The sequence below is a fragment of the Sulfurimonas sp. genome (genome assembly GCF_041563035.1).
Classification (GTDB): domain Bacteria; phylum Campylobacterota; class Campylobacteria; order Campylobacterales; family Sulfurimonadaceae; genus Sulfurimonas.
Map to the genome: position 1 here is coordinate 76,753 of NZ_JBFFNS010000002.1, position 20,748 is coordinate 97,500.

General features: G+C 32.8%; 22 protein-coding genes. 6 read left to right on the forward strand and 16 right to left on the reverse strand.

The annotated features are described in order from the left end of the window. The first annotated feature begins 8 nt into the window (after positions 1 to 8). Together rpsR and ABZC13_RS02705 are read left to right on the forward strand one after the other, a co-directional pair. The gene (gene rpsR / locus ABZC13_RS02700) at positions 9 to 272 is read left to right on the forward strand and encodes a 30S ribosomal protein S18 (protein WP_372999684.1); all 264 of its coding nucleotides are present in this window, start codon (positions 9 to 11) and stop codon (positions 270 to 272) included. A 202-nt stretch (positions 273 to 474) separates the two neighbouring features. Then, complete coding sequence (locus tag ABZC13_RS02705) at positions 475 to 2,187, forward strand: hypothetical protein (RefSeq protein ID WP_372999687.1); 1,713 nt, start codon at positions 475 to 477, stop codon at positions 2,185 to 2,187. Between the two features lie 50 nt (positions 2,188 to 2,237). Here ABZC13_RS02705 and ABZC13_RS02710 read toward each other — a convergent pair whose 3' ends face one another. Then, complete coding sequence (locus ABZC13_RS02710; protein ID WP_372999690.1) at positions 2,238 to 2,558, reverse strand: hypothetical protein; 321 nt, start codon at positions 2,556 to 2,558, stop codon at positions 2,238 to 2,240. Further along, on the reverse strand, positions 2,558 to 3,181 hold the full coding sequence (serB, locus tag ABZC13_RS02715) for a phosphoserine phosphatase SerB (RefSeq protein ID WP_372999693.1): 624 nt from the start codon (positions 3,179 to 3,181) through the stop codon (positions 2,558 to 2,560). The genes ABZC13_RS02710 and serB overlap by 1 nt, the downstream gene beginning before the upstream one ends. 54 nt (positions 3,182 to 3,235) lie before the next feature. Here serB and ABZC13_RS02720 point away from each other — a divergent pair, with 54 nt between their 5' ends. Together ABZC13_RS02720 and serS are read left to right on the forward strand one after the other, a co-directional pair. Continuing rightward, positions 3,236 to 4,147, forward strand: a complete 912-nt coding sequence (locus tag ABZC13_RS02720) for a methylenetetrahydrofolate reductase (protein WP_372999696.1) — start codon at positions 3,236 to 3,238, stop codon at positions 4,145 to 4,147. A 12-nt stretch (positions 4,148 to 4,159) separates the two neighbouring features. Continuing rightward, entirely contained in the window at positions 4,160 to 5,410 is a 1,251-nt protein-coding gene (serS, locus tag ABZC13_RS02725) for a serine--tRNA ligase (protein ID WP_372999698.1), read from the forward strand. 87 nt (positions 5,411 to 5,497) lie between these two features. Here serS and ABZC13_RS02730 read toward each other — a convergent pair whose 3' ends face one another. The 3 genes from ABZC13_RS02730 to ABZC13_RS02740 all read right to left on the reverse strand — a co-directional run bounded on the left by ABZC13_RS02730 (position 5,498) and on the right by ABZC13_RS02740 (position 7,367). Beyond that, positions 5,498 to 5,857 carry a hypothetical protein gene (locus ABZC13_RS02730; RefSeq protein ID WP_372999700.1) on the reverse strand — a complete coding sequence of 120 codons (360 nt, stop codon included), beginning with the start codon at positions 5,855 to 5,857 and terminating at the stop codon, positions 5,498 to 5,500. A 74-nt stretch (positions 5,858 to 5,931) separates the two neighbouring features. Continuing rightward, positions 5,932 to 6,390: a ribosomal protein S18-alanine N-acetyltransferase gene (rimI, locus tag ABZC13_RS02735; RefSeq protein WP_372999703.1), complete on the reverse strand. Its 459-nt coding sequence runs from the start codon at positions 6,388 to 6,390 to the stop codon at positions 5,932 to 5,934. Beyond that, on the reverse strand, positions 6,387 to 7,367 hold the full coding sequence (locus tag ABZC13_RS02740) for a DUF2156 domain-containing protein (protein WP_372999706.1): 981 nt from the start codon (positions 7,365 to 7,367) through the stop codon (positions 6,387 to 6,389). Before ABZC13_RS02740 ends, rimI begins: the two co-directional genes overlap by 4 nt. Before the next feature lie 183 nt (positions 7,368 to 7,550). Between ABZC13_RS02740 and ppk2 the strand changes: the two genes are divergently transcribed. Continuing rightward, complete coding sequence (gene ppk2 / locus ABZC13_RS02745; RefSeq protein WP_372999709.1) at positions 7,551 to 8,369, forward strand: polyphosphate kinase 2; 819 nt, start codon at positions 7,551 to 7,553, stop codon at positions 8,367 to 8,369. 16 nt (positions 8,370 to 8,385) lie between these two features. Here the strand turns inward: ppk2 and ABZC13_RS02750 are convergent, their stop codons facing one another. Beyond that, positions 8,386 to 9,249, reverse strand: a complete 864-nt coding sequence (locus ABZC13_RS02750) for a hypothetical protein (RefSeq protein WP_372999712.1) — start codon at positions 9,247 to 9,249, stop codon at positions 8,386 to 8,388. 175 nt (positions 9,250 to 9,424) lie between these two features. Here ABZC13_RS02750 and ABZC13_RS02755 point away from each other — a divergent pair, with 175 nt between their 5' ends. Next, a complete protein-coding gene (locus tag ABZC13_RS02755; RefSeq protein ID WP_372999715.1) occupies positions 9,425 to 11,764 on the forward strand; it encodes a hypothetical protein in 2,340 nt (779 codons plus the stop codon). A 2-nt stretch (positions 11,765 to 11,766) separates the two neighbouring features. On the opposite strand, the gene pssA is transcribed toward ABZC13_RS02755, so the two are convergent. The 10 genes from pssA to ABZC13_RS02805 all read right to left on the reverse strand — a co-directional run bounded on the left by pssA (position 11,767) and on the right by ABZC13_RS02805 (position 20,688). Continuing rightward, positions 11,767 to 12,486, reverse strand: coding sequence for a CDP-diacylglycerol--serine O-phosphatidyltransferase (gene pssA, locus ABZC13_RS02760; protein ID WP_372999718.1), 720 nt, complete (start codon positions 12,484 to 12,486; stop codon positions 11,767 to 11,769). A 3-nt stretch (positions 12,487 to 12,489) separates the two neighbouring features. Beyond that, the gene (locus tag ABZC13_RS02765; protein WP_372999721.1) at positions 12,490 to 13,122 is read right to left on the reverse strand and encodes a phosphatidylserine decarboxylase; all 633 of its coding nucleotides are present in this window, start codon (positions 13,120 to 13,122) and stop codon (positions 12,490 to 12,492) included. Then, entirely contained in the window at positions 13,112 to 15,100 is a 1,989-nt protein-coding gene (gene ftsH, locus ABZC13_RS02770; RefSeq protein WP_372999724.1) for an ATP-dependent zinc metalloprotease FtsH, read from the reverse strand. The genes ABZC13_RS02765 and ftsH overlap by 11 nt, the downstream gene beginning before the upstream one ends. A 16-nt stretch (positions 15,101 to 15,116) precedes the next feature. Further along, on the reverse strand, positions 15,117 to 15,944 hold the full coding sequence (locus ABZC13_RS02775; RefSeq protein ID WP_372999727.1) for a 50S ribosomal protein L11 methyltransferase: 828 nt from the start codon (positions 15,942 to 15,944) through the stop codon (positions 15,117 to 15,119). Further along, on the reverse strand, positions 15,944 to 16,318 hold the full coding sequence (locus tag ABZC13_RS02780; protein ID WP_372999730.1) for a chemotaxis response regulator CheY: 375 nt from the start codon (positions 16,316 to 16,318) through the stop codon (positions 15,944 to 15,946). The genes ABZC13_RS02775 and ABZC13_RS02780 overlap by 1 nt, the downstream gene beginning before the upstream one ends. 74 nt (positions 16,319 to 16,392) lie before the next feature. Then, complete coding sequence (gene hisA, locus ABZC13_RS02785) at positions 16,393 to 17,103, reverse strand: 1-(5-phosphoribosyl)-5-[(5-phosphoribosylamino)methylideneamino]imidazole-4-carboxamide isomerase (RefSeq protein ID WP_372999733.1); 711 nt, start codon at positions 17,101 to 17,103, stop codon at positions 16,393 to 16,395. Between the two features lie 9 nt (positions 17,104 to 17,112). Next, complete coding sequence (gene hisH, locus ABZC13_RS02790) at positions 17,113 to 17,724, reverse strand: imidazole glycerol phosphate synthase subunit HisH (RefSeq protein WP_372999737.1); 612 nt, start codon at positions 17,722 to 17,724, stop codon at positions 17,113 to 17,115. Beyond that, the gene (locus ABZC13_RS02795) at positions 17,721 to 18,626 is read right to left on the reverse strand and encodes a PDC sensor domain-containing protein (RefSeq protein WP_372999740.1); all 906 of its coding nucleotides are present in this window, start codon (positions 18,624 to 18,626) and stop codon (positions 17,721 to 17,723) included. The genes hisH and ABZC13_RS02795 overlap by 4 nt, the downstream gene beginning before the upstream one ends. A gap of 65 nt (positions 18,627 to 18,691) precedes the next feature. Then, positions 18,692 to 19,171, reverse strand: a complete 480-nt coding sequence (locus ABZC13_RS02800) for a hypothetical protein (RefSeq protein ID WP_372999743.1) — start codon at positions 19,169 to 19,171, stop codon at positions 18,692 to 18,694. A 116-nt stretch (positions 19,172 to 19,287) separates the two neighbouring features. After that, a complete protein-coding gene (locus ABZC13_RS02805) occupies positions 19,288 to 20,688 on the reverse strand; it encodes a FlgO family outer membrane protein (RefSeq protein WP_372999746.1) in 1,401 nt (466 codons plus the stop codon). Positions 20,689 to 20,748: the final 60 nt, after the last annotated feature.

The window sequence follows — 20,748 nt, forward strand, 5'->3', positions numbered from 1 at the left end:
GAAATAACATGGCAGAAAAAAGAAAATACAAAAAAAGATATTGTAAATATTGTGAATCAAAAGTTGATTTTATGGATTATAAAGATGTAGGAGCTTTACGTTTCTCTCTTTCTGAGCGTTATAAAATCATGCCTCGTCGTCTTACTGGAAACTGTAAACGTCACCAAGATATGATCTCATCAGTAATAAAAAGAGCTCGTGCAGCAGCATTAGTTCCTTATACTGTAACAAGAAAAGCAGTTGTTACTGCACCATTCGAAAACCTAAGATAGATCTACTATCTAGTACAGGCGAGGAGCGTAAGCTCCTACCTTACGCTAATGCTGAGTTTGACTCTGTGTCAAACCTCACACCCCAAAATACTTCTTCATTTCACTTATTGAGCGAACAGAAAGCGTTCTTTTTTAATATCTTTACATTTACTATATCAACTAGGAATATTTTTTGCTTATAGATAAGTAAAAAAGTACTCATATGCGCATTTTCATTATTTTATTTTTACTACTTACTTCTCTAATGGCAAAAAGCTCTGACTTTTCAGTTATTGTAAATAAGCCTTTTGATGATGCTTTATTTGATATCACAGAGGATTATGACAGACAAATAAGTGCTGTCGGTTTTTCAAAGGAGTATAAGCAATCTTCTGCTAATAGAAGTAATACATACACTAATGCCTTCGACTATCTATCAAGTGTAGCAGATGCTCATGGTCCTCAAATGCATCTACTAAAAATAGATAAGTACGCAAATATCAATTTAAGTAAAGCAACAAAAATGTCTCGTTTTAGTGAAGCGATTGCTGTAGTTAAAACACCTTCAAATGGATATTTCGTTGGTGGATATACACTTGACGGCTCACTAATAATATTAAAACTTGATTCTAATGGCAATATTATTTTTAACAAGACATTTGGAACAAAAAACTACGATAGAATGAATAACCTTATAAAGCTAAGTGATGGTGGTATTTTAGCTATTGGCTCATCTATAACTTCTCGCTCACAACATGATGGATTATTTGAGACAGGGCTTGGCCTTAATGACATATATTTAACACGCTTTTCTAAAGACGGCAGAAAACTTTGGAGCAAAAAATATGGTACAGAGTATGATGATAGAGGCATAGACGCTGTTGAAGCATTTGACGGGTCTATTCTTGTTTTAAGCACTACAAGTAATGAAAAAAATAAAAATATAACGCTTATGCGAATCACTGAAAATGGAAACAAAATTTGGCTTAAACACTATGAGGCTGATGAAGTTATAACTCCATACAAAATCATCAGACTAAGAGACAATAATTTTTTAGTCTCACTTACTCAAAAAGATGATATGAAAAAAGAGCAGATAAGACTAATAAAGTTTGATCTGCAAAAAAATGTTCTAATAGATCAAAAAATCCATACAACATACTCAAGTGGACTAAAAGATATAAAAGAATACTCTGATGGTTCTATTGTTGGTGTAGGATATGTACAAGATGCATACAATACAGATGCTTTAGTGATGATGCTCGATAGTGGATTGGATATGCTTCATCAAGAGCACTACGGTGAACAAAACTATGATATGTTCAATGCAGTAACTATACTTCATAATTCACAAGCTGCAGCAGCCGGAATATATACATATGAAGATACACAAAACTCTAATATGTGGGTAGTTAAATTAAACAGAGATGCAACTATTGCTCAAAAATCTGTCAAAAGTGTAAACGTTTACGAAGAGCTTATAAAACTATTCAAAAATGAAATATCTACTGGTAAAATGACAATCAAAGAAGACCTGAGTATTGAGTTTATGGATAGTGAGTTGTATTTTAAAGTCGCTCAGTATGAACTCACAAAAGTCCAAAAGCTATATTTAGATAAATTCTCAGATAAACTGATTCCATTTTTACATAGATATAAAGAGTATATAAATACCTTAGAGATAAATGGTCATACATCCAGTGAGTGGAATGATGATAATTTCACAAGCAGATATCTTAAAAATGAAAAGCTTTCTATGAACCGTTCATACTCTACTCTTAGCCATATATTTAAAAATCAAGATTTAAAGAAACAGACTTGGCTAACTAATATCTTAAAAGGGAGTGGTCTTAGTTTTTCTAAAAAGATTATGAGAAGTGAGAATGAAAATAGAGAAAAATCAAGAAGAGTTTCGTTTAAAATTATTTTGAAGTAGATTTACGCGCGTGAAACGCGTAAATGAAAGTTTAGTTATTTATTGAGCACTTATGCATCAAAGGTTAAAGCAGATTCTCTAAAACTCAAACGAACTTTATCTTGTTTTAGTTTCTTATACAGTTTAAATTTTGCCTTCTCAAGCTCTTCATCATTTAGTGAAAGTTCAGATTTCATCTCTTCATTGTCCATTTGTGCGCTGTCCATTGCAAACAGCTTTAATTCTTTTTTTGTAAGTTTAGATTTCAAAACACCATATAAAAGTTTATCGTCTTCTATAAGTATATCTATATCCATTTTACAAAATCTAGCCAGCATCTGTCTAAAGTTATTTTCTTCGTTATATTGTTTCCAAACCGAATTTTCTAGCATTATATTTTCTCCAATATTTTTGTTAAATTTTTCTCTTTAATAATTATGTTTGCTTCTTTTTCTAAGATCTCTCTTGCACAAAAAGCGACTCTTGTCCCCGCGTGAGCAAACATACTAAGATCATTTGCTCCGTCTCCACACACTAGTGTCTCTTCTTCGCTAACACCTAAAATGTTTTGAAGTCTTTGAAGCATGTCACCTTTAGAGAAGTTAAACATCATATCTCCACCTACAAGACCTGTAAGCTTTCCATCTTTTTGGTGCAGTACATTTGAGAAGTCTGCGTCGTAACCCAAGATATCTTTTGCATATCCTGTAGCACTTCTAAAACCACCGCTAAAACATACTACTTTTATGCCTCTTTTTTTAAGCTCTGTAATAGTTTCTATAGCGCCTGGCATATATGGCAGGTTTTGACTAATTTTCTCAACTACACTATAGTCAAGTCCTTTTAAAAGTTTAACTCTTTGTTGCAATGACTCAAAAAAATCAAGTCTTCCAGACATTGCTTCTTCAGTTATACGACTTACCTCTTCACCAAAGCCTAATTCTTCAGCAAAAAAATCGATAGTCTCACCATCCATTAAAGTTGAATCAAAATCAAATACAGCTAGTTTTAGCATCTATATCACTCACTTTTGTTATAATGTCGCAATTATACCCACTTAGGATTTTTTTTGTTTGATAAACTGATAAATAAGCTAAAAAATGATACATACATTACGCTTGAAACGACACCTGGGCACTCCCCTACTTTCTCCCCAATCATAGAAAAAATAGAAGAGCTAGAGCTACAAAACTATGTGGATGGTTTTTCAACTACAGACAACCCTTTGGCAAAACTAAAATATAATTCTCTTTTTGCGGCTAAGATGCTACAAGACAGATTCAACAAACCTGTAATTGCAACCATGAGCATGAGAGATAGAAACAAGATAGCACTTCAGTCTGATCTTCTTGGCGCAAATGAAGTAGATATTAGAGCGATATTGGCACTTACAGGTGATCCGGCAACTATATCTGATCAACCTCATGCAAAAGGTGTATTTGAAGCTGACAGTTCTCTACTACTTGATATCATAAGTGCTTTTAATTCTGGAATGGACTATGCAGGTAAGCCACTGGCTCATAAACCAAAAGAAATACTTCCATTTGCTGTTGTAAACTCTTACGCAAAAAATCCAAGAACACTGCAAAAGAAAATGCAGAAAAAAATCAAACACGGTGCTCTAGGAATAATTACTCAACCGGTTTATGATTTAGAAAATGCAAAACAGCTACTTGAACTAAAAGAAGCTGCAATCAAAGAATGCGGTTCTGAAAGTAAAAGTGCTGAGCTTATTTTAGGAATCTTCCCAATTACAAAACTACGTACTGCACAATTTTTGTCTGCTCATGTTCCAGGTATTAATGTTCCTGACAGTTGGATAGAGGCTCTTAGGATTGCTAATGAAAAGGGTCTAGAAGAGGAGTACAAAGTAGGATTTGAATTAAGCAAAAATCTTTTTGATGAGATTAAAGAGTATCATCCTAAACTTCACCTAATGACTGCAAATCAGTTTAAACTGGCAAAAGATATATTAAAATAAAATAGGAAAATTATGATTGATTTAAAACTACTACAAAAAGATTTTGACATAGTTAGCGCAAAGCTAATTCGCAAAGGTGTAGATGCTGCACTTATTGAAAAATTAAAAATTAAAAATGAAGAATTAAAAAAAGCAAAATCAAGCTTTGAAACACTTCAAGCACTACAAAACTCTATGAGCAAAGAGTTTGGTATTTACAAAAGAGAAGGCAAAGACATAAGTGAGCTAAAGCAGAGAGTAGATGCTAATAAAATCGTAATCAATGAAGCACTAGAAATTCAAAGAGCTTGCCAAGAAAAATTAGAAAACATAGCTATGTCTATTCCAAATATGCCAGATGATAATGTTCCAGACGGTAAGGATGAAGATGACAATGTTGAGATTAAAAAAGTTTTAACTCCTAGAGAGTTTAGCTTTACTCCTAAAGAGCATTGGGAACTAGCTGAGGAAAATGGTTGGATAGACTTTGAGCGTGGTGTAAAACTAGCTACAAGTCGTTTTAGCGTATCATTTGGAATGGGTGCTAAACTTGAACGTGCATTAATTAATTTTATGCTTAATTTCAATTCGAAAAGAGGTTTTGATGAAGTAAGTGTTCCTGCTCTTGTAAACCGTACAGCATTAGAGGGAACAGGTCAGCTTCCTAAGTTTGAGGATGATCTTTACAAAATTGATGGTCAGGAACTTTTCTTAATCCCAACAGCAGAAGTTCCGGTCACAAACCTTTACCAAGATGAGATTTTATCTGCAGACGATTTACCTAAAAAGATGACAGCATATACATCATGTTTCAGAAAAGAAGCAGGTGCTGCAGGACGTGATACTAGAGGAATGATAAGACAGCACCAGTTTCATAAAGTTGAATTAGTTGCTCTGTCAAAACCTGAGGAGAGTGAAACTATATTTAATGAGATGGTAGAGTGTGCATCTGATATTTTAACTGCACTTGAACTTCCACATAGAATCGTTAATCTTTGTACTGGAGATTTAGGGTTTTCAGCTGCTCACACAACAGATATTGAAGTCTGGCTACCAGGTCAAGCTACATACCGTGAAATCTCTTCAATCTCAAACACGAGAGAGTTCCAAGCAAGACGAGCTAAAATACGCTTTAAAGATGGAAAGAAAAACTCTATGGTTCATACTCTAAACGGTTCATCTTTAGCCGTTGGTAGAACGCTTGTGGCTATTATGGAAAATTATCAGAATGAAGATGGTTCTATAGATATTCCTGAAGTTTTAAAGCCTTATTTAGGAATGTAATTTAATACTTTTATAGTAAATTGTATAAAGTGGCTGTATATTTTCAGCCACTTTTTAATTCTATTTAAAAAAAGATTATTATATCATTTATGCTTCTGCATTTTTCCTATCTATTTCATATTCAGTATTAACAAATAGTCTATTTACATTTTCAAGCATTCCATATAAATTCAAATTACGATCACAAATATGTTCTAAAATTCCTCCTTGACTATCAATAAAAATAAAAGTTTCATAGTCATGGTTTTTTTTATCCATAAATGGAGAGTATATAACACAATCTGCATATTCTAATTTGGGATACTTTTTACATGCTTTCCCGTAAGTGGGACATGTATAATTAACCTTTTTAATCTCTAAAAAATCATTTTGAATAGCGTTGCATAATCCATCTTGTAAGTGAGGAAATCTATCTGTTAGATTTTCATACTTTAAAATTTTATTCATAACATCCTCCTATTGATTGATATTAATTATTAAAATTACTTAAAGAGTTTATTGAAAAAAAACTAATAACTTTATTAGTTTAAAATTAAGTTCACAGGCTTAAGGTTTATTCCCATGAGGTATGCATCACATCCATCACGATAAAAATCTTTTAAGCTTTTAAGAACACTAAAACCAAGTTGCTCATACAAAGATATAGCGACTCTATTACTTACACGTACCTCAAGAAACAACTCTTTAAATTCCATCATCTCCAAACTATTTAATATCACATTAAATAGCTTTATAGATATCTTTTTTCCACGATGTTCTTGAGCGACTCCTATAGAGTACAACTTAGCATTACGACGTTTAATCAGCACAAGAATATAACCTAAAATTATTCCATTTGATTCCGCTATATAAAGCATATTGTTTCGTATATGATACGTAAAAGATGCTTTAGAGAGAGGATAATCAGCTAAATTAAACAACTCTTGTTCTAATGTAAAAAGATTTGAGGCATCTTTACTTTGAGCTTTTCGTATTATCATTTTTGATATATTGTATACTTTGGTACAAGTTTAAATGGTCTATATGACATTTTTACCTTACGAAGGTTTTCAAATCCCATATCATCACCTACATTGATATATGTCACTCTATAATGCTCTTTAAGAATTTTTGAAAACTCTCGAAATATAAACTGTGCACATCCTAAAATTTCAAAATCTGTCTTTTCAATAATCACACTTGCTGTGTCCTCATTTATTTTTTCACCGACAGTAAAACCTTTTAACTCACCATTTATGTAAATCACAAGCCCTATTAATGATAACTCATTGTAGTTTTTAATCATCTGTTTAACTGCTATACGTTCTTGGTGAATACCTTCTAAAAAGTTTTCAGCTTCCTCACTTGGCATGTATTTGACTCTATCCGTAACCCATTTGTTAAATAGAAGTATAATCTCATCTTTATGTTTTGAACTATCCAACTCCTCTACAACACAATCAGGATAAGACTTTTTAAACTTATTAATCTCTGTGCGTTTTGTATGATAGCTATTGCCTCTTAGATATATTAAGCTATCAACTAAATAGATATAATCAACCAATTTTTTCTCTACGATGTAGTTGTCCATCATGACAAACATACTTTGAGCATCATCGGTATACATTGCAAACTCTTCAACCATTGCCTCTTGTACATAGTCTATTCGTGCATAATATGGTGAACTGTTATTCTCATTCATAATTGTAAAACAACTTATCATAGCGTCAGTTATATATTTTTTCTTTCCAAGGGGAGGTAGAATCATCGTCAATTCTCCAGCTGTCATAACAAAAAGGCAAAAACATTTATTTATAATTGCATAAAAGCCACTACTATTTGCAAGCCATATATAATTAGCCGCAAAGGTGTAATCACTTAAATCAATATGAAGTCTTGATAGATACTTTTCCAACACTGGTTTTACATCAAGTGTAAAGGGTTTGAGTACTTGTTCATTTACAGTCAGATTAGCCATGTTAATCCTTTTAATAATAAAAAAATTTTAGAATAATACATCTTTTTTTTTGTTTTGCAGTTGTAAGTTTTTCAAGTACTTAAAGCGACCTATTTTACGTAATAAAATTAAAATATTTGAGTGAATATTAAAAAAAATAGGTATAGTTCCATTATAACTATTTCTACAAATTGGAAATTCAACATGACTACATACAACTTAACGGACATACAACAACAAGAAGCACTTTCAACTTACTCTGAGAACTTAGTTCTAGAAGCTTATCAAGCAGAACTTGTAAAGATGCAACAGCACTTAGAAAACCACAAGCTAAAACTTATCATTCTATTTGAGGGACGTGATGCCGCAGGAAAAGGAAGTGTTATTGGTAGTGTTGCTAGATATATGAATCCTAAACATTATAGAATTGTTGCTCTTGGAAAGCCGACACAAGAAGAACTAACACAATGGTATTTTCAAAGATATATCAAACATTTTCCACATGGTGGTGAGATTATTTTGTTTGACAGAAGTTGGTATAATCGTGCGATGGTAGAACCTGTTTTTGGGTTTTGTAGTGCAGATGAGTATAAGCTATTTATGAAACATGTCGTTCCTTTTGAAGAGTCTTTAGTCGAGCAAGGAACTATTCTGGTAAAGCTTTACTTTAGTGTCAATAAAGATAAACAAGCATTAAGATTTGAACAACGCAGAACAGATCCACTTCGGCAATGGAAACTTAGTGAAATCGACTTGCAAGCACAAAGCATGTGGCACAACTTTACGGATGTAAAGTACCGCATGTTGCAACAGACAAGTAAAGAGACTACACCTTGGCATGTCATACGATCAAGTAACAAACATAAAGCACGAATGGAAACAATGAAACTTTTACTAAATACTATAGATTATAATGGAAAAAGCAGTACTTTAAACTTAGATTCTGATAAGAGTGTGGTTTTTACAGCTGAACAAGAGATAGAGATTATGAATAAACAAGCTTCTCAAAAAACTGTCTATTAACCAATTTATAGACAGTTCACTCTTTCTTTCCATTATACCGCATCACAAAGATATACAGACTCAATGAAACTATCATTATCCCGACTCCGGCAATAAGATAAAAAGCATGTACCATTTTGGATGAATCACTAAGTGCAATTTTAAACACAACCATCAGTGATTCAATTGATAAAGCTATAATAATTGAAGTTAAGAATCGTGCTAAAAGACGATTTTCTAGGTTATTGTTGCGACTTAAACTTTTGTAAAAGACTTCATGTTCTAAAATAGTTTTTGATAAGTCAAATATAGCCAAGGCAAGAGTTAGAGCTATTATAGAACGGAAAAGTCCTGATAATAAATCCTTATCACTATCTAAAACTATTGTCCATGTAATATAAATAGCATATATTATAAGTGCTAATGAGAAGAGTGCCAGCAGAAATCCAAATAATGTATAAAAGTATCGTGTAAACTCACTAAAGTACTCATGCCCTTCTATTAGTGAAAGTTCTTTTAAAAGCGTATAAAGCTCAAAATCACAAACAATATATTCATCTGCTATGTGTATAACGACTGTTATAAATGGAGTTCCTGATCTTGAGTTAACATATATATTAGAAATGTATATATTGTCGTCTCTAAATTGAATACGGTCAAGTAGATGAGCCTTATCCAAACCTATACTGCTATTATCAACATTTTCTTGTGTATATAAAGGTGTTGATTGTTTAAATTTTTTATTTATTTTGTAGGTTGCTTTTAGTGCCGGAAATAGTGCAAAAATAGATTTACTGACTAATATATCGTATTCATCAAAATCGATGCTGTCAACCATAGCTGTAAGTGAGTTTTCTATAAATGAGTAGTTGTTTTTATATATTGCAACAATTTCTTTCATAACTGCCTCAGTTCATACATTAAATAATATATCAAGTAAGAAAGCTTTTAACTTTAGCACTTTATTTACTAAATTTAACTAGTATATTTAAATTAATTAATAAACTTAATAAACCAAAATTAAAGTATTTTCTTGGTACTTTTTTTGCTTATAAAAGACTAAAACAAGGTAGGTAATGGCTGAAGAACTAGAAGATATTATTATCATTGAAGAGAGTGATGCAGCTGGATCCGATACAATTCACGAATCAGAATCTATTCTAGATGATGATTCTTCCAAAAAGAAAAAAATACTTATCTTTGGTCTTATCGCTGTCCTTCTTGTTATTATTATAATAATAGTTCTGTTTTTTATTTTAAAGTCTCCGGATGTTAAACAGAAACACTCTATGGATTTTATAGAGACTAAACTAGAACAAAACACTACAAAAGCTATACAGCCGAGTAAACTAGAAAATATGATTTCAAAGGCTAACTATCTTTACTCTACAGGATCAAAAGATGAAGCTCTATTTTTATATGAGAAGATTGCTATGTATAGTGAAGCAATCTCTGTATACAATTTAGGTGTAGCTCAATTAAAAGATGGAACTTACGAACTAGCTCTAAAAACATTTAAAAAAGCTATAATTAATGATGAAAAACGATGTGTAAGTGCTATAAATGCCGCAGTTTGTTCTTTGCATCTAAAAGATGAAAAGAGTTTTAATTACTATATTGACTTGGCCTACGCTTATCTTGCTAAAGAGAAAAATTCACCTCAGTACTCTTATTATTATGCATTAATAAATTACTATAATAAGAATTATCTTGAAGCACTCAGTGCTTTAGAAAATCCAACTAGCAAAGAGTACCCGACAACTCAAAAGCACTTAAGAGCAAAAATCAATGCACTCTACTCAAATAATTACAAAGCAATAGAAGCTATGGAAAAAAACTTTCAAGTTGAAGACTCTTTTAGTATTGCTATGCTCTATGCAAGAATAGGTGATCTTACGCTTGCACAAAAACATTTAGCAGAAGCAATCGTAAAAAATATTGAGCCAGTAAAATCTGCTGTAGCCCAAGCACTAGTTAACCTAAAAGCAGGACGAGTACAAACTGCGAGTAAACAAATAAAAAATGTAACAGATATGTTTCCTGAAGAAGTATACAAGCCGTATCCTATATCAGTAAACTTAAAAGAGTCTCTTTTTGATCCGCTAAAAGCGCAACTTAGATATAGAGATAGAATCAAACATGCTAAGATATTTAACTATCTGAAAATATTCTATTTTTCACCATATAAAATTTTTAATGCGGATCAGACTATTAGCTATATTCAAAAAGGAAATGCCAATATTTATATTGATAACATCTCATCTGCAAAAGAGTACCTACAAAGAAGTGCTTCTGCTTCGAGTGTAAATAAAGGCATTGTTAAAGCTATTAAAAAGGCTTTATCATTTAAATTAAGAGATGCTAATTCAGATTTACAAAAACTTGTAGTACTTCAACCAAAGCACTCTATACTTCATTATAATCTTGCTCTTACTTATGCTCAAATGGGTAATATGACAAATGCTCATAAACATTTTCTTCTCTCTTATCATTTAAATGCAAAGAACTACCTATCTGGTATTTTTGCCATTATGACAAGTCAGCTTATAAATAAAGACTCTACTAAATTAACTGAAATAGTTAAAGATTCTATATCACTAGAAGAAGCAAGTGAAGAAATAAATCTATATAAAACACTTTTATTTATAAGTGATAATAATATTATTTCAACAGCAGACTGGCTTGATAAAGATTATAAGCAAAGACCTCTTTACTTAGCTATGGATACTATAATAGCACTTGGATTAAATAATATTGATGCTGCGAAGAAAGCTTCTCATAAACTCACGGTACTACTTCCAAATGAAATTCTTCCACATATGATGTATATTGATTCACACTTCTCAGACTTAAAGCCAAAAGAATATGCTAAAAAAGTATTAAACTATCTCAAAATACAGAAATTTAACTTTAATGACCTATACTATGGCCCATATATTACTAGATACCTATATACTCAACAAAACCTTATAACTGGTAAGCTATTTTTTCTTAGAAAACAGCTAAGAGATGTACTTGAGACTACAAATAGAAATACTCATGAGATAACGAGTGCTCTGGCTCTCGCATCATTATATGACAAAGCTTTTGAAGAGTCATACACTCTTTATAATTACCTTATTGATGATTTGAAAGTTAGAGATGCTTATACACTCTTTTTAGGTGCTGTTGCTTCAACTGCGGCTGATCATCATGCCAATGCTATTGCACTTCTTGAGTTATCAAAGATGAAAGATGGAAGCTTTTTAGAGAGTCGTTATGCTTTAGGTCTGTTATATCTTGAAGTTCAGAACAATCAGGGTGCAGCAATTCAGTTTGGAAGAATTGGAGATAATGGATTTAGCTCTGAGTATTTTAACTTTGATATTAACCTGAATAAATTGCTCTTTGAAAAAGAACAAGCAGCAAAAGAGTAGAGTTACTTCTTTGCTAAACTCTTAGGTATTAACATTGCAGCCCTTACTAAACCATACATAATATACAGTACAAAAATCAGCGCAAAACCTTCTATAGGATACATAAATACTGCAAATAGAGCTGATAATATAAAAACAAAAAATTTCATAGCATGTTTCGGACTAAAGTCTACTTTTTTAAAACTTGGATAGCGTATATTACTGACCATAAGTAATGAAATTAAAATAGATAAAAGCATAACCACTAAACCATAGTCATTATTAAAACCATATTTTTGAAATAAAAGAACCAATAAAGAAACAAAAACTGCTGCAGTTGGGATAGGAACACCTATAAACACTGATGGTTCACTACTCACTGTCATGACATTAAATCGAGCTAATCTAATCGCACCAAATATTACAAATAAAGCAGATACGACAACACCAAATCGACCAAATTCATGACCGACAAAAAGGTACATCAAAAGTGCCGGAGCTACTCCAAATGCAACCATATCAGCTAAGGAATCAAACTCTACACCAAACTTAGAACAAGTATTAGTTAGTCTTGCTACTCTTCCATCCAATCCATCAAAAATAAGAGAAAGCATTATCAACCAAGCAGCTTTTTCAAAGTTTCCGTCAACTGCACTTATGATGCTAAAAACACCGGAGAATATAGATGCCGCAGTAAAAAGGTTTGGGAGTATATAAATTAAGTTAGCAGGTCTTTTTTTCATTTTTTATGAAAAGTACCCTACTAATGTCTGAGATGCATTTAATTCTTGTCCAACACTTACATTAACTCTGAAGTTTTGAGGTAAATACACAGTTGTGATACCATTAACCATAAGTCCGTATCTACTTCCTTGAACTAAATTTTGTTTTGTGATTACATCTAGTTTAATATCATCAAAACTTTGCTTTAACATATGAGATACTTTAACATTGTTTTCGTGTGAGTCTTGAAATACTACTTCAACTCTCTCATTTACATCTCTAGCCAGTGGAGATAGTTGAGAAAGTCTTGCACCATGTTTTATATCTATTGTTTCTATTTTCGAGCTTAATGGCGTACGAAGAAGAGATACGTTTAAGTAACTACTATTAATCTCTAGCTTATAAGCATACTCTTCATTCTCTAATTCTTCAATAGAGATAAGCACTCCATCAACAGGGCTTACGACACTCATCTGTTCAAAGTTTGGTATCATTCTCTCAGGATTTCTATATACAAATATAAAAAATATAAGTGTCAAAAAAGAAAAGAACTCTAAAAGTTCTAAATCTAAAATAGCAAAAATTATAAATGCTAAAATAGTAAAACCTATACGACTAAAGCCTTCTTTTGCTATTGGTAAAAGATTATTGTTCATCTTCTTTTCCATTATCTTCTTTTTTGCTATCTTTTTCAGCCATCTCAGCGTCTTCTTTTAGCTCTTCTGCTATATCACCTACATTAACAGAAACTTTTGAATCTATATTATTCTCTTTTTCAAAATCTATAATAATATCTCTAACTTCTTCACCAGTTATATTTTCTTTTTTGTAAAGAAGTTTTACCATATCTTCTATAGCACCTCTATACTCTTCAAGTCTAGTAACAACACTGTCATAGTGCTCAGCTAATGAGGACTTTATAAACTCATCCATATTTTCAGCCATTTTATCACTATACTCACGAGTTGCTTGTTGTCCTCCACCAATGAAAGAATGTCTACTTTTTTCTAGAACCATTAGTCCAGCTACATCACTCATACCATATGTTTGTACCATTGATTTTATAATATCTGTAGCTCTCTCTAAGTCATTTCCAGCACCAGTAGAGATTTCACCGATGAAAACTTGCTCAGCAGCACGACCACCAAGCAGAACATCTACTTCTGCCCACATCTCATGTTGCTGCATCATAAATTTGTCTTCTTCTGGTTTATTAAGCGTATATCCAAGAGCAGCAAGACCACGAGGAACAATAGATACTTTAGAAACTTTTTTAGCTCCCTTAGTAGTCTCAGCAAGAAGCGCATGACCACTTTCGTGATAAGCAACAATCTTTTTTTCTTTAGGATTTATACGACGAGATTTTTTAGCAAGTCCCGCTATTGCTCTCTCAACTGATTCATACAGATCACTTTGTGTAACAGTTTTTTGACTTTTTCTACCAGCTAATAGCGCCGCCTCGTTGATAATATTAGCTAAATCTGCACCAGCAAGTCCGGCAGTTAAACGGGCAATCTCTTCTATCTCAACATCCGAGTCCATTTTTACATTTTTCATATGTACTTTTAGGATTTTTATACGACCTTCATAGTCAGGCTTGTCTACCAATACTTGTCTATCAAAACGACCAGGACGAAGTAGTGCTGCATCCAGAACTTCAGGTCTATTAGTAGCTGCTAAGATTATAACAGGAGTATCTGTTCCAAAACCATCCATCTCAGCTAATAACTGATTTAGAGTTTGTTCTCTCTCATCATTTCCACCCATCATTCCACCAGCAGCACGACTCTTTCCGATAGCATCGATCTCATCTATAAAGATAATACTGGGAGCATCTTTTTTAGCTTGCTCAAATAGATCACGTACACGTGCTGCACCAACACCAACAAACATCTCTATAAAGCTAGAGCCGCTTACAGAGAAAAATGGAACATCTGCTTCACCTGCAACTGCTTTAGCTAGAAGTGTTTTACCAGTACCTGGAGAACCTACAAGTAAAACACCTTTTGGAATTTTTGCACCAATTTCTACATAACGAGCTGGATACTTTAGAAAATCAACAATCTCCTGAACTTCTTCTTTTGCTTCTTCAACACCTGCTACATCATCAAACTTTGTTTTAGGTTTTTCTGAGTTGACCATTTTTTTAGAGTTGCCCATGCCAAGTATTCCGCCACCCATACTTTTTTGCATTCTTCCCGCAAAAAACATCCAGATTGCAATAATAATCAGAAATGGGAATAACCATCCAAACATCTCTGTAAACCAGTTTGTTTCACTGAAGCCAGCATACTCTATACCCTGCTTATCTAATAGTTCAACAAGCCTAGTGTCACCTTTTACAATTCTAGTAGTATATGCAGAACCGTCAGTAGCAATAGCTTTTATGTAACTTTGTCCAATACTTACTTTTGAAACAGATTTGCTCTCTACTAAAGTTTTTAATTCAGAGTAACTTACTTGTTTAGTTTTTCTATTTGCAGTACCACTGTTATCCAGTCCTGTCCCTTCTCCAACAAGCATTTTAAATAGTAATATTATTACTACTGAAAATATTGCAAAAGTTATTAATGGGTTATTGTTAAAAAAATTGTTATTTTTATTATCATCATTATTTGAATTTTGGTTTGACATTATTTATCTCTTTCATTTATTTTCTTTTTAGGACGAGTGTTACCCACTCATCTACTGCTATTCTTTCAATTATTTCACAATCTTTGTAAAAACCCAAAACTTTACTCTCATACTTATCTAAAATACCTGATAAAATCAATATACCGTCATCTTTTAAAGCGCTTTTCAAATCTTTTGCTATAAATGTAAGTACATCAGCCACTATATTAGCTACTACCACATCATATTTTGAAGAACTTAGTGAACATGAACCTTCCCATATTTTTGAGAATTTTATATTGTTCAACTTAGCATTCTCAATACTATTTTCAACAGACACAGGATCAGTATCACAAGCTTCTACAATTGCTTTTAACTTTATTGCTGCAATACCTAATATACCACTGCCACAACCAACATCAATTAGAGAGTCTCCCTCTTTTACGTACTTGGAAATTGCTCTTAACGACGAAGCAGTTGTTGGATGATGACCTGTTCCAAAAGCTAATGCCGGATCGATTGCTATGTTAATTAAATCTGGGTTTTCTTCATCCCAAGTAGGATGTATATAAAATTTATCTATCGCAAGAGGAGTGATACTTTTTTGGTAAAGCTCAACCCAGTCACTGTTTTGAAGTTTTTGTTGAGTACACTCAAGTTCTATCGTTTCACCTAAAGCTTTTTGCAAAGCTTCACGGAACTGTTCTAGCCCCCAAATAATAGTATCAAGTTCATCTTCGCTTCTAACTGTAAAACCGGAATCAGACTCTTCAAAGCCTATTGGTATAGTGTCAGTTAAAAAGTCAGCAAATAACTCCTTACGGGATGAAACCTTAACTACTAACTCGTAGTAGTATTCCTGCATTATTCAGAAACACCCATTACAGCACCAAGTTTTTCTTTTAATACTTGAGGAGTAAACGGTTTAACGATGTAGTTATTTACACCTGCTTTAAGTGCAGTAATAACTTCTGCTTTACCACCCTCTGTTGTTACCATAATAATTGGTGTATCTTTAAAACGCGCATCTGCACGAACTTTTTTAACTAATTCCAGTCCATTCATCTCTGGCATATTCCAGTCAGTAATTAGCATCTCAATATCTGGATTAGAATCCATTTGAGTCCAACCTTCAACGCCGTCAGCGCCCTCTAAAATATCTTTATAACCTAAGCGAGCCAAAGTATTTTTAATAATACGACGCATTGTAGAACTATCATCAACAACAAGTAATTTCAATTGAAATCCTTTTTAAAAAATATATTTGCAAAAATTTATACTCTAATAATAGCTAAATTTTTATTTTTTTACCATTAATCAAGAAGTTTAAACATATTTGGTAAGTCTAATGTACCCTCATAATAAGCCTTACCGATGATAACACCATCAACTTCTCTCGTTGCAATAAGAGCTTCAATATCACTGGCATCTTTGACACCACCGCTGGCAATAGTACTAATACCGCTTGCTCTTGCTATATCCAAAGTAAACTCCACATTTACTCCAGAGAGTGTTCCGTCTTTACCAACATCAGTACATATTATAGCTTCAACACCTGCATTTGCGAACTCTTTTGCTAAATCAGTAGCTTTCATACTACTAACTTCACCCCAACCTTCAACTGCAACAAATCCATCTATTGCATCTATACCTACTGCGATTGGATATTTTGCTGCCATGTCTCTAACAAACTCTGGATCTTTTACTGCGATTGACCCTAATATTATTCTATCGATTCCAATCTCTAACATTTTTTGTATTGTCTCTTCATCACGGATACCACCGCCAAGTTCCAATTTAACGTTACAGTTTTCTCTAATTTTTATTATTTGTTCTAAATTTTTAGGTTCTCCAGCAAAAGCACCATTTAAATCAACTAGATGAACCCACTCTGCGCCCATCTCTTCAAATGTTTTTACTAAAGACCATGGCTCATCTGAGTAAATCTTTGCACTATCCATAAGACCTTTTGTAAGTCTAACTGCTTTTCCATCTTTTAAATCTATTGCCGGGTATAAAGTCACTATCTTTCCTTATAGGTTAATAAAGTTTTCTAATATATGTAAACCATTTTTATGGCTTTTTTCTGGGTGAGGTTGCAAGCCCATCACATTTGCTCGAGCCACAGCTGATGTAAAATCATATCCATAGTTTGTAGTACCTATAATGTCTTCTTTATTTGTACAATTAACATGATATGTATGCACAAAGTACAGATAATGTTCCTCGTCTAAGTTTTCAAACAACGGATGTTGTGTAGTAAACATTCTATTCCAGCCCATATGAGGAACTTTTAAAGGCTCGCTGAACTTATCGCTATCAAAAGCTGTAACACTTCCTTTGATAAGTCCTAAACCTTCATGCTCACCAAATTCTTCGCTACTTTCAAAAAGCAATTGCATTCCAAGACAGATGCCAAGCATATGCTTACCACTTGCTGCATACTCTCTTAGTGCATCTATCATATTTCTATCTCTTAAATGGGTCATAGCATCTCCAAAAGCACCTACACCCGGAAGAATAAGTTTATCGTACTCTTTAAACTTACTTGGGTCACTCTCTATAACTGTATCTTCACCTAACTTAGCAAATGCATTTTGCACACTTGCTAGATTTCCCATATTATAATCAACTATCGCTATCATGAATCATTTTTCACTTTTGTAAATTTTATATATACTGCCAAACTTATTATCAGTAATGCAACACCGCCAATAATATACATTGCATACATTAACATCTGCGGATCTGTAATGGCAAACTTAAATACCAACATTAATGCTTCAATAGATAAAGCAATAATAATAGATCCCAAGAACTTAACCATCGTTTTATGTGGCCCTGAAATATTTTGTTCTTTATGTCGGCCTAGTATTTCCTCTTCTATTAGGGTTTTAGCCAAATCGAATATTGCCAAAGAAAGGGTTAGTAAAATTGTTGCTTTAAACATATCATCTATAACTAGATGAGAGATTGTAATCTCATTTACAAAAAAACTTTTGATTCCGTGAGAAAAAAGTAGCAGAGCAACTGCAATAAGAGCAAAAGCAAACATTGCATATGAAAACTTGAATAACTTAGAAAAGAACATATCTGATGTATTTAAATGAGCAATTTTCAGAACTTCATCTAGAGGCATATCCAGACAGGCCACATACTTAAGATTTCCATCTTCGCAGAATATGGGTTGAGACGCAGTAACTGTAAGATCTTGTGTTATTAGAGATGGATAAGGATCCGTAATCGTACATCTCTCTTCTCTAACTGCACGATAATAGTAAGCACGATCCGCTCTGATTTTTCCGGCATCATCATCTATCTGTCCAGTAGATGTGAATGTAGGCGAGACTTGAACACCCTTGTTATCTAAAAGATAAACACCTTCACATTTCTCTAAATCAGCCTTTATCTTTAATAGACGAGGCATAATCATTTCCTGACTTAAGGATGGAAGTCTATTTGGAATGTTTTTTGAAAAGAGATAACAGAAATACGCCCTAGCTTTAGTACGACCTTCTGAAAAATCTTGAATATCAGATGCAACCATCTTTTTACTTACCTTTTATAAAATTGTCGTGATTATAGCAAAGGCTAAATAACAAAGAGGTTATTCTAATTGAATCCTTCTTTTTGCTGATCAATATGTCCACTCTCACTGTTTTGAGCTATGCTAGGTCCAAATACTTTTTTAATAATTGACTTAAAGCCTTTCTCATTTTCTTCATATTCTCTTTCAGCTTCTTGCAGTGCTACTTCCCATGCAGATGAGAAACCTGGAGCTTTTAACATCATTTTTCTCAAAGCACCATCATAAATATTTAGAAGTCTAAGCTCTGAACGACCCGGTTTTTGGCCTAAAGTCTTAACAGATATTCTTAAGTTTTCATTCTCTTTTTTCGCTTGCTCAAGATCTTTTTCCAGATTTTTACTACCTTCATTTGTAATCTTCATCTGTCTGTTTAAATGTTCCTTATACTCTTTCAACTCTTTTTTGTAAGCGCCAACTTCAAACCTCGACTTCACGTAACTTATAAAATAACCAACAACAAGACTTGCAATAATCAATAATATACCTAAATAACTAAGCTCCATAAAAATCCTTTTACTCTTTTGTATATATTATTATAGCAAAAATAAGCAATTTTACTTTCACCTAAAAATCCTTCATTTATCAAAATTCTCAAAGAAAATGAAATTATAAACTTTTTCTACTTACTCATAGTAGTAAAACTCATAACATCCTCACTGAACTCTGTTTTTTTATTCTTCTTCTTTTTTATTCCCCTAGTCTGCGAAAGTGCTTCTTTAATGTTGTTTGAGATGACATAGTAACCACTCTCTTCATCATACTTTGTACTAGGAAGCATTTTTATTCTTTTATTAGATGCAATGACCTGCAGGCTCTCAACACCAAACGGTTTCTCCACTGTAAACTCTCCAAGACTTATCCATCTTGAAGAATCATCAGCATTTACAAACTTAACAAACTTGCTGTTTCCACTTCCCTCTTGAAGTTCTAAAAGATATGACATTTTCCCTTTATTTGTCTGCGTGTAACCAACTATATAAAAGTAACCCATCTTATTTAGTTTTACAAAAAGCTCTACATCTTCGCCATTTTTAAAAAGTAAATTTTCACTTCCTCTATTTGAGTTTAGAGAGACTTTTAAGCTGCTTGAACTTATAACCCCTGAGTTTAGAAGTTCATCAAAGTCTATATTATTTGGTTTTGTATTTATACCCTTATATGCTTTTGAGTTTATATTTATAGTCTTTGAAGCTATTACTTCATTATTCTTATTACTTATTAGCTCATAGTTTAAAACTATTATATCTTTTAGAACTGTATACTCTCCCACAAGTAAATAGGAGGCTTCTTTGGGACTCTTAACAGATTTAACTTTAGGCTTTAACTCTTTGGTAATAACAGAACCAAATTCTGCTACTGTTGTATTGTTTTGGAGTAGCGGTGGGTATATATAGATGGCACTTTGTTTAAAACTATTTGCTAAAACACTAGCTGCTACAATCAATGAGTCTATATTAGAGTTTAGCTTTGCTAACTCTAACTTTATTTTTGTCTTTGTGATAGATGGTCTAACCGGTAAGTGAGCACCTAAAATAACCGCAACACTCTCATACCTGTCATACTCTTTTAAAAGTGAATACAGATCTGTATATAGTTGCATTTTTATTGAACTAGCGTTTGGCTTCTTTAATTCTTTGCTAAGTGAGTTTATCTCAGCGTTTAAATTTTTTAGTTTTTTAGTATATAGCTCGTTTACCTTTGCCGGGGATAGATTTACTTTAGCTTCAACTTCTAGCTCTCTATCGATAAAACTGAAATGTGCTCCAAGTATAGGAAGGTTTGAACTTATCTTAATATTTGATTTGCTACTTATGCTTCCATTATCACCTTTTACTTTTGAGATTGACTCAAAGCTAGAACGAACTTCACTCTTTATAACCTGACTTAAATCAGCAAGTGCCTCTTTTTTTGCCTCTTTATTTGTTTGAGCAAAACCAACTCCACTAATATCTGCATTTATAGCAGTAGATAAAAAAGCTGTGCTTAGTACTATAAATACACTTGATTTCAAACTTCTCACATACTCACCTTTTAAGATTTACATCATTATGCAATAAAGTAGCTAAAATTACTTTTAGAA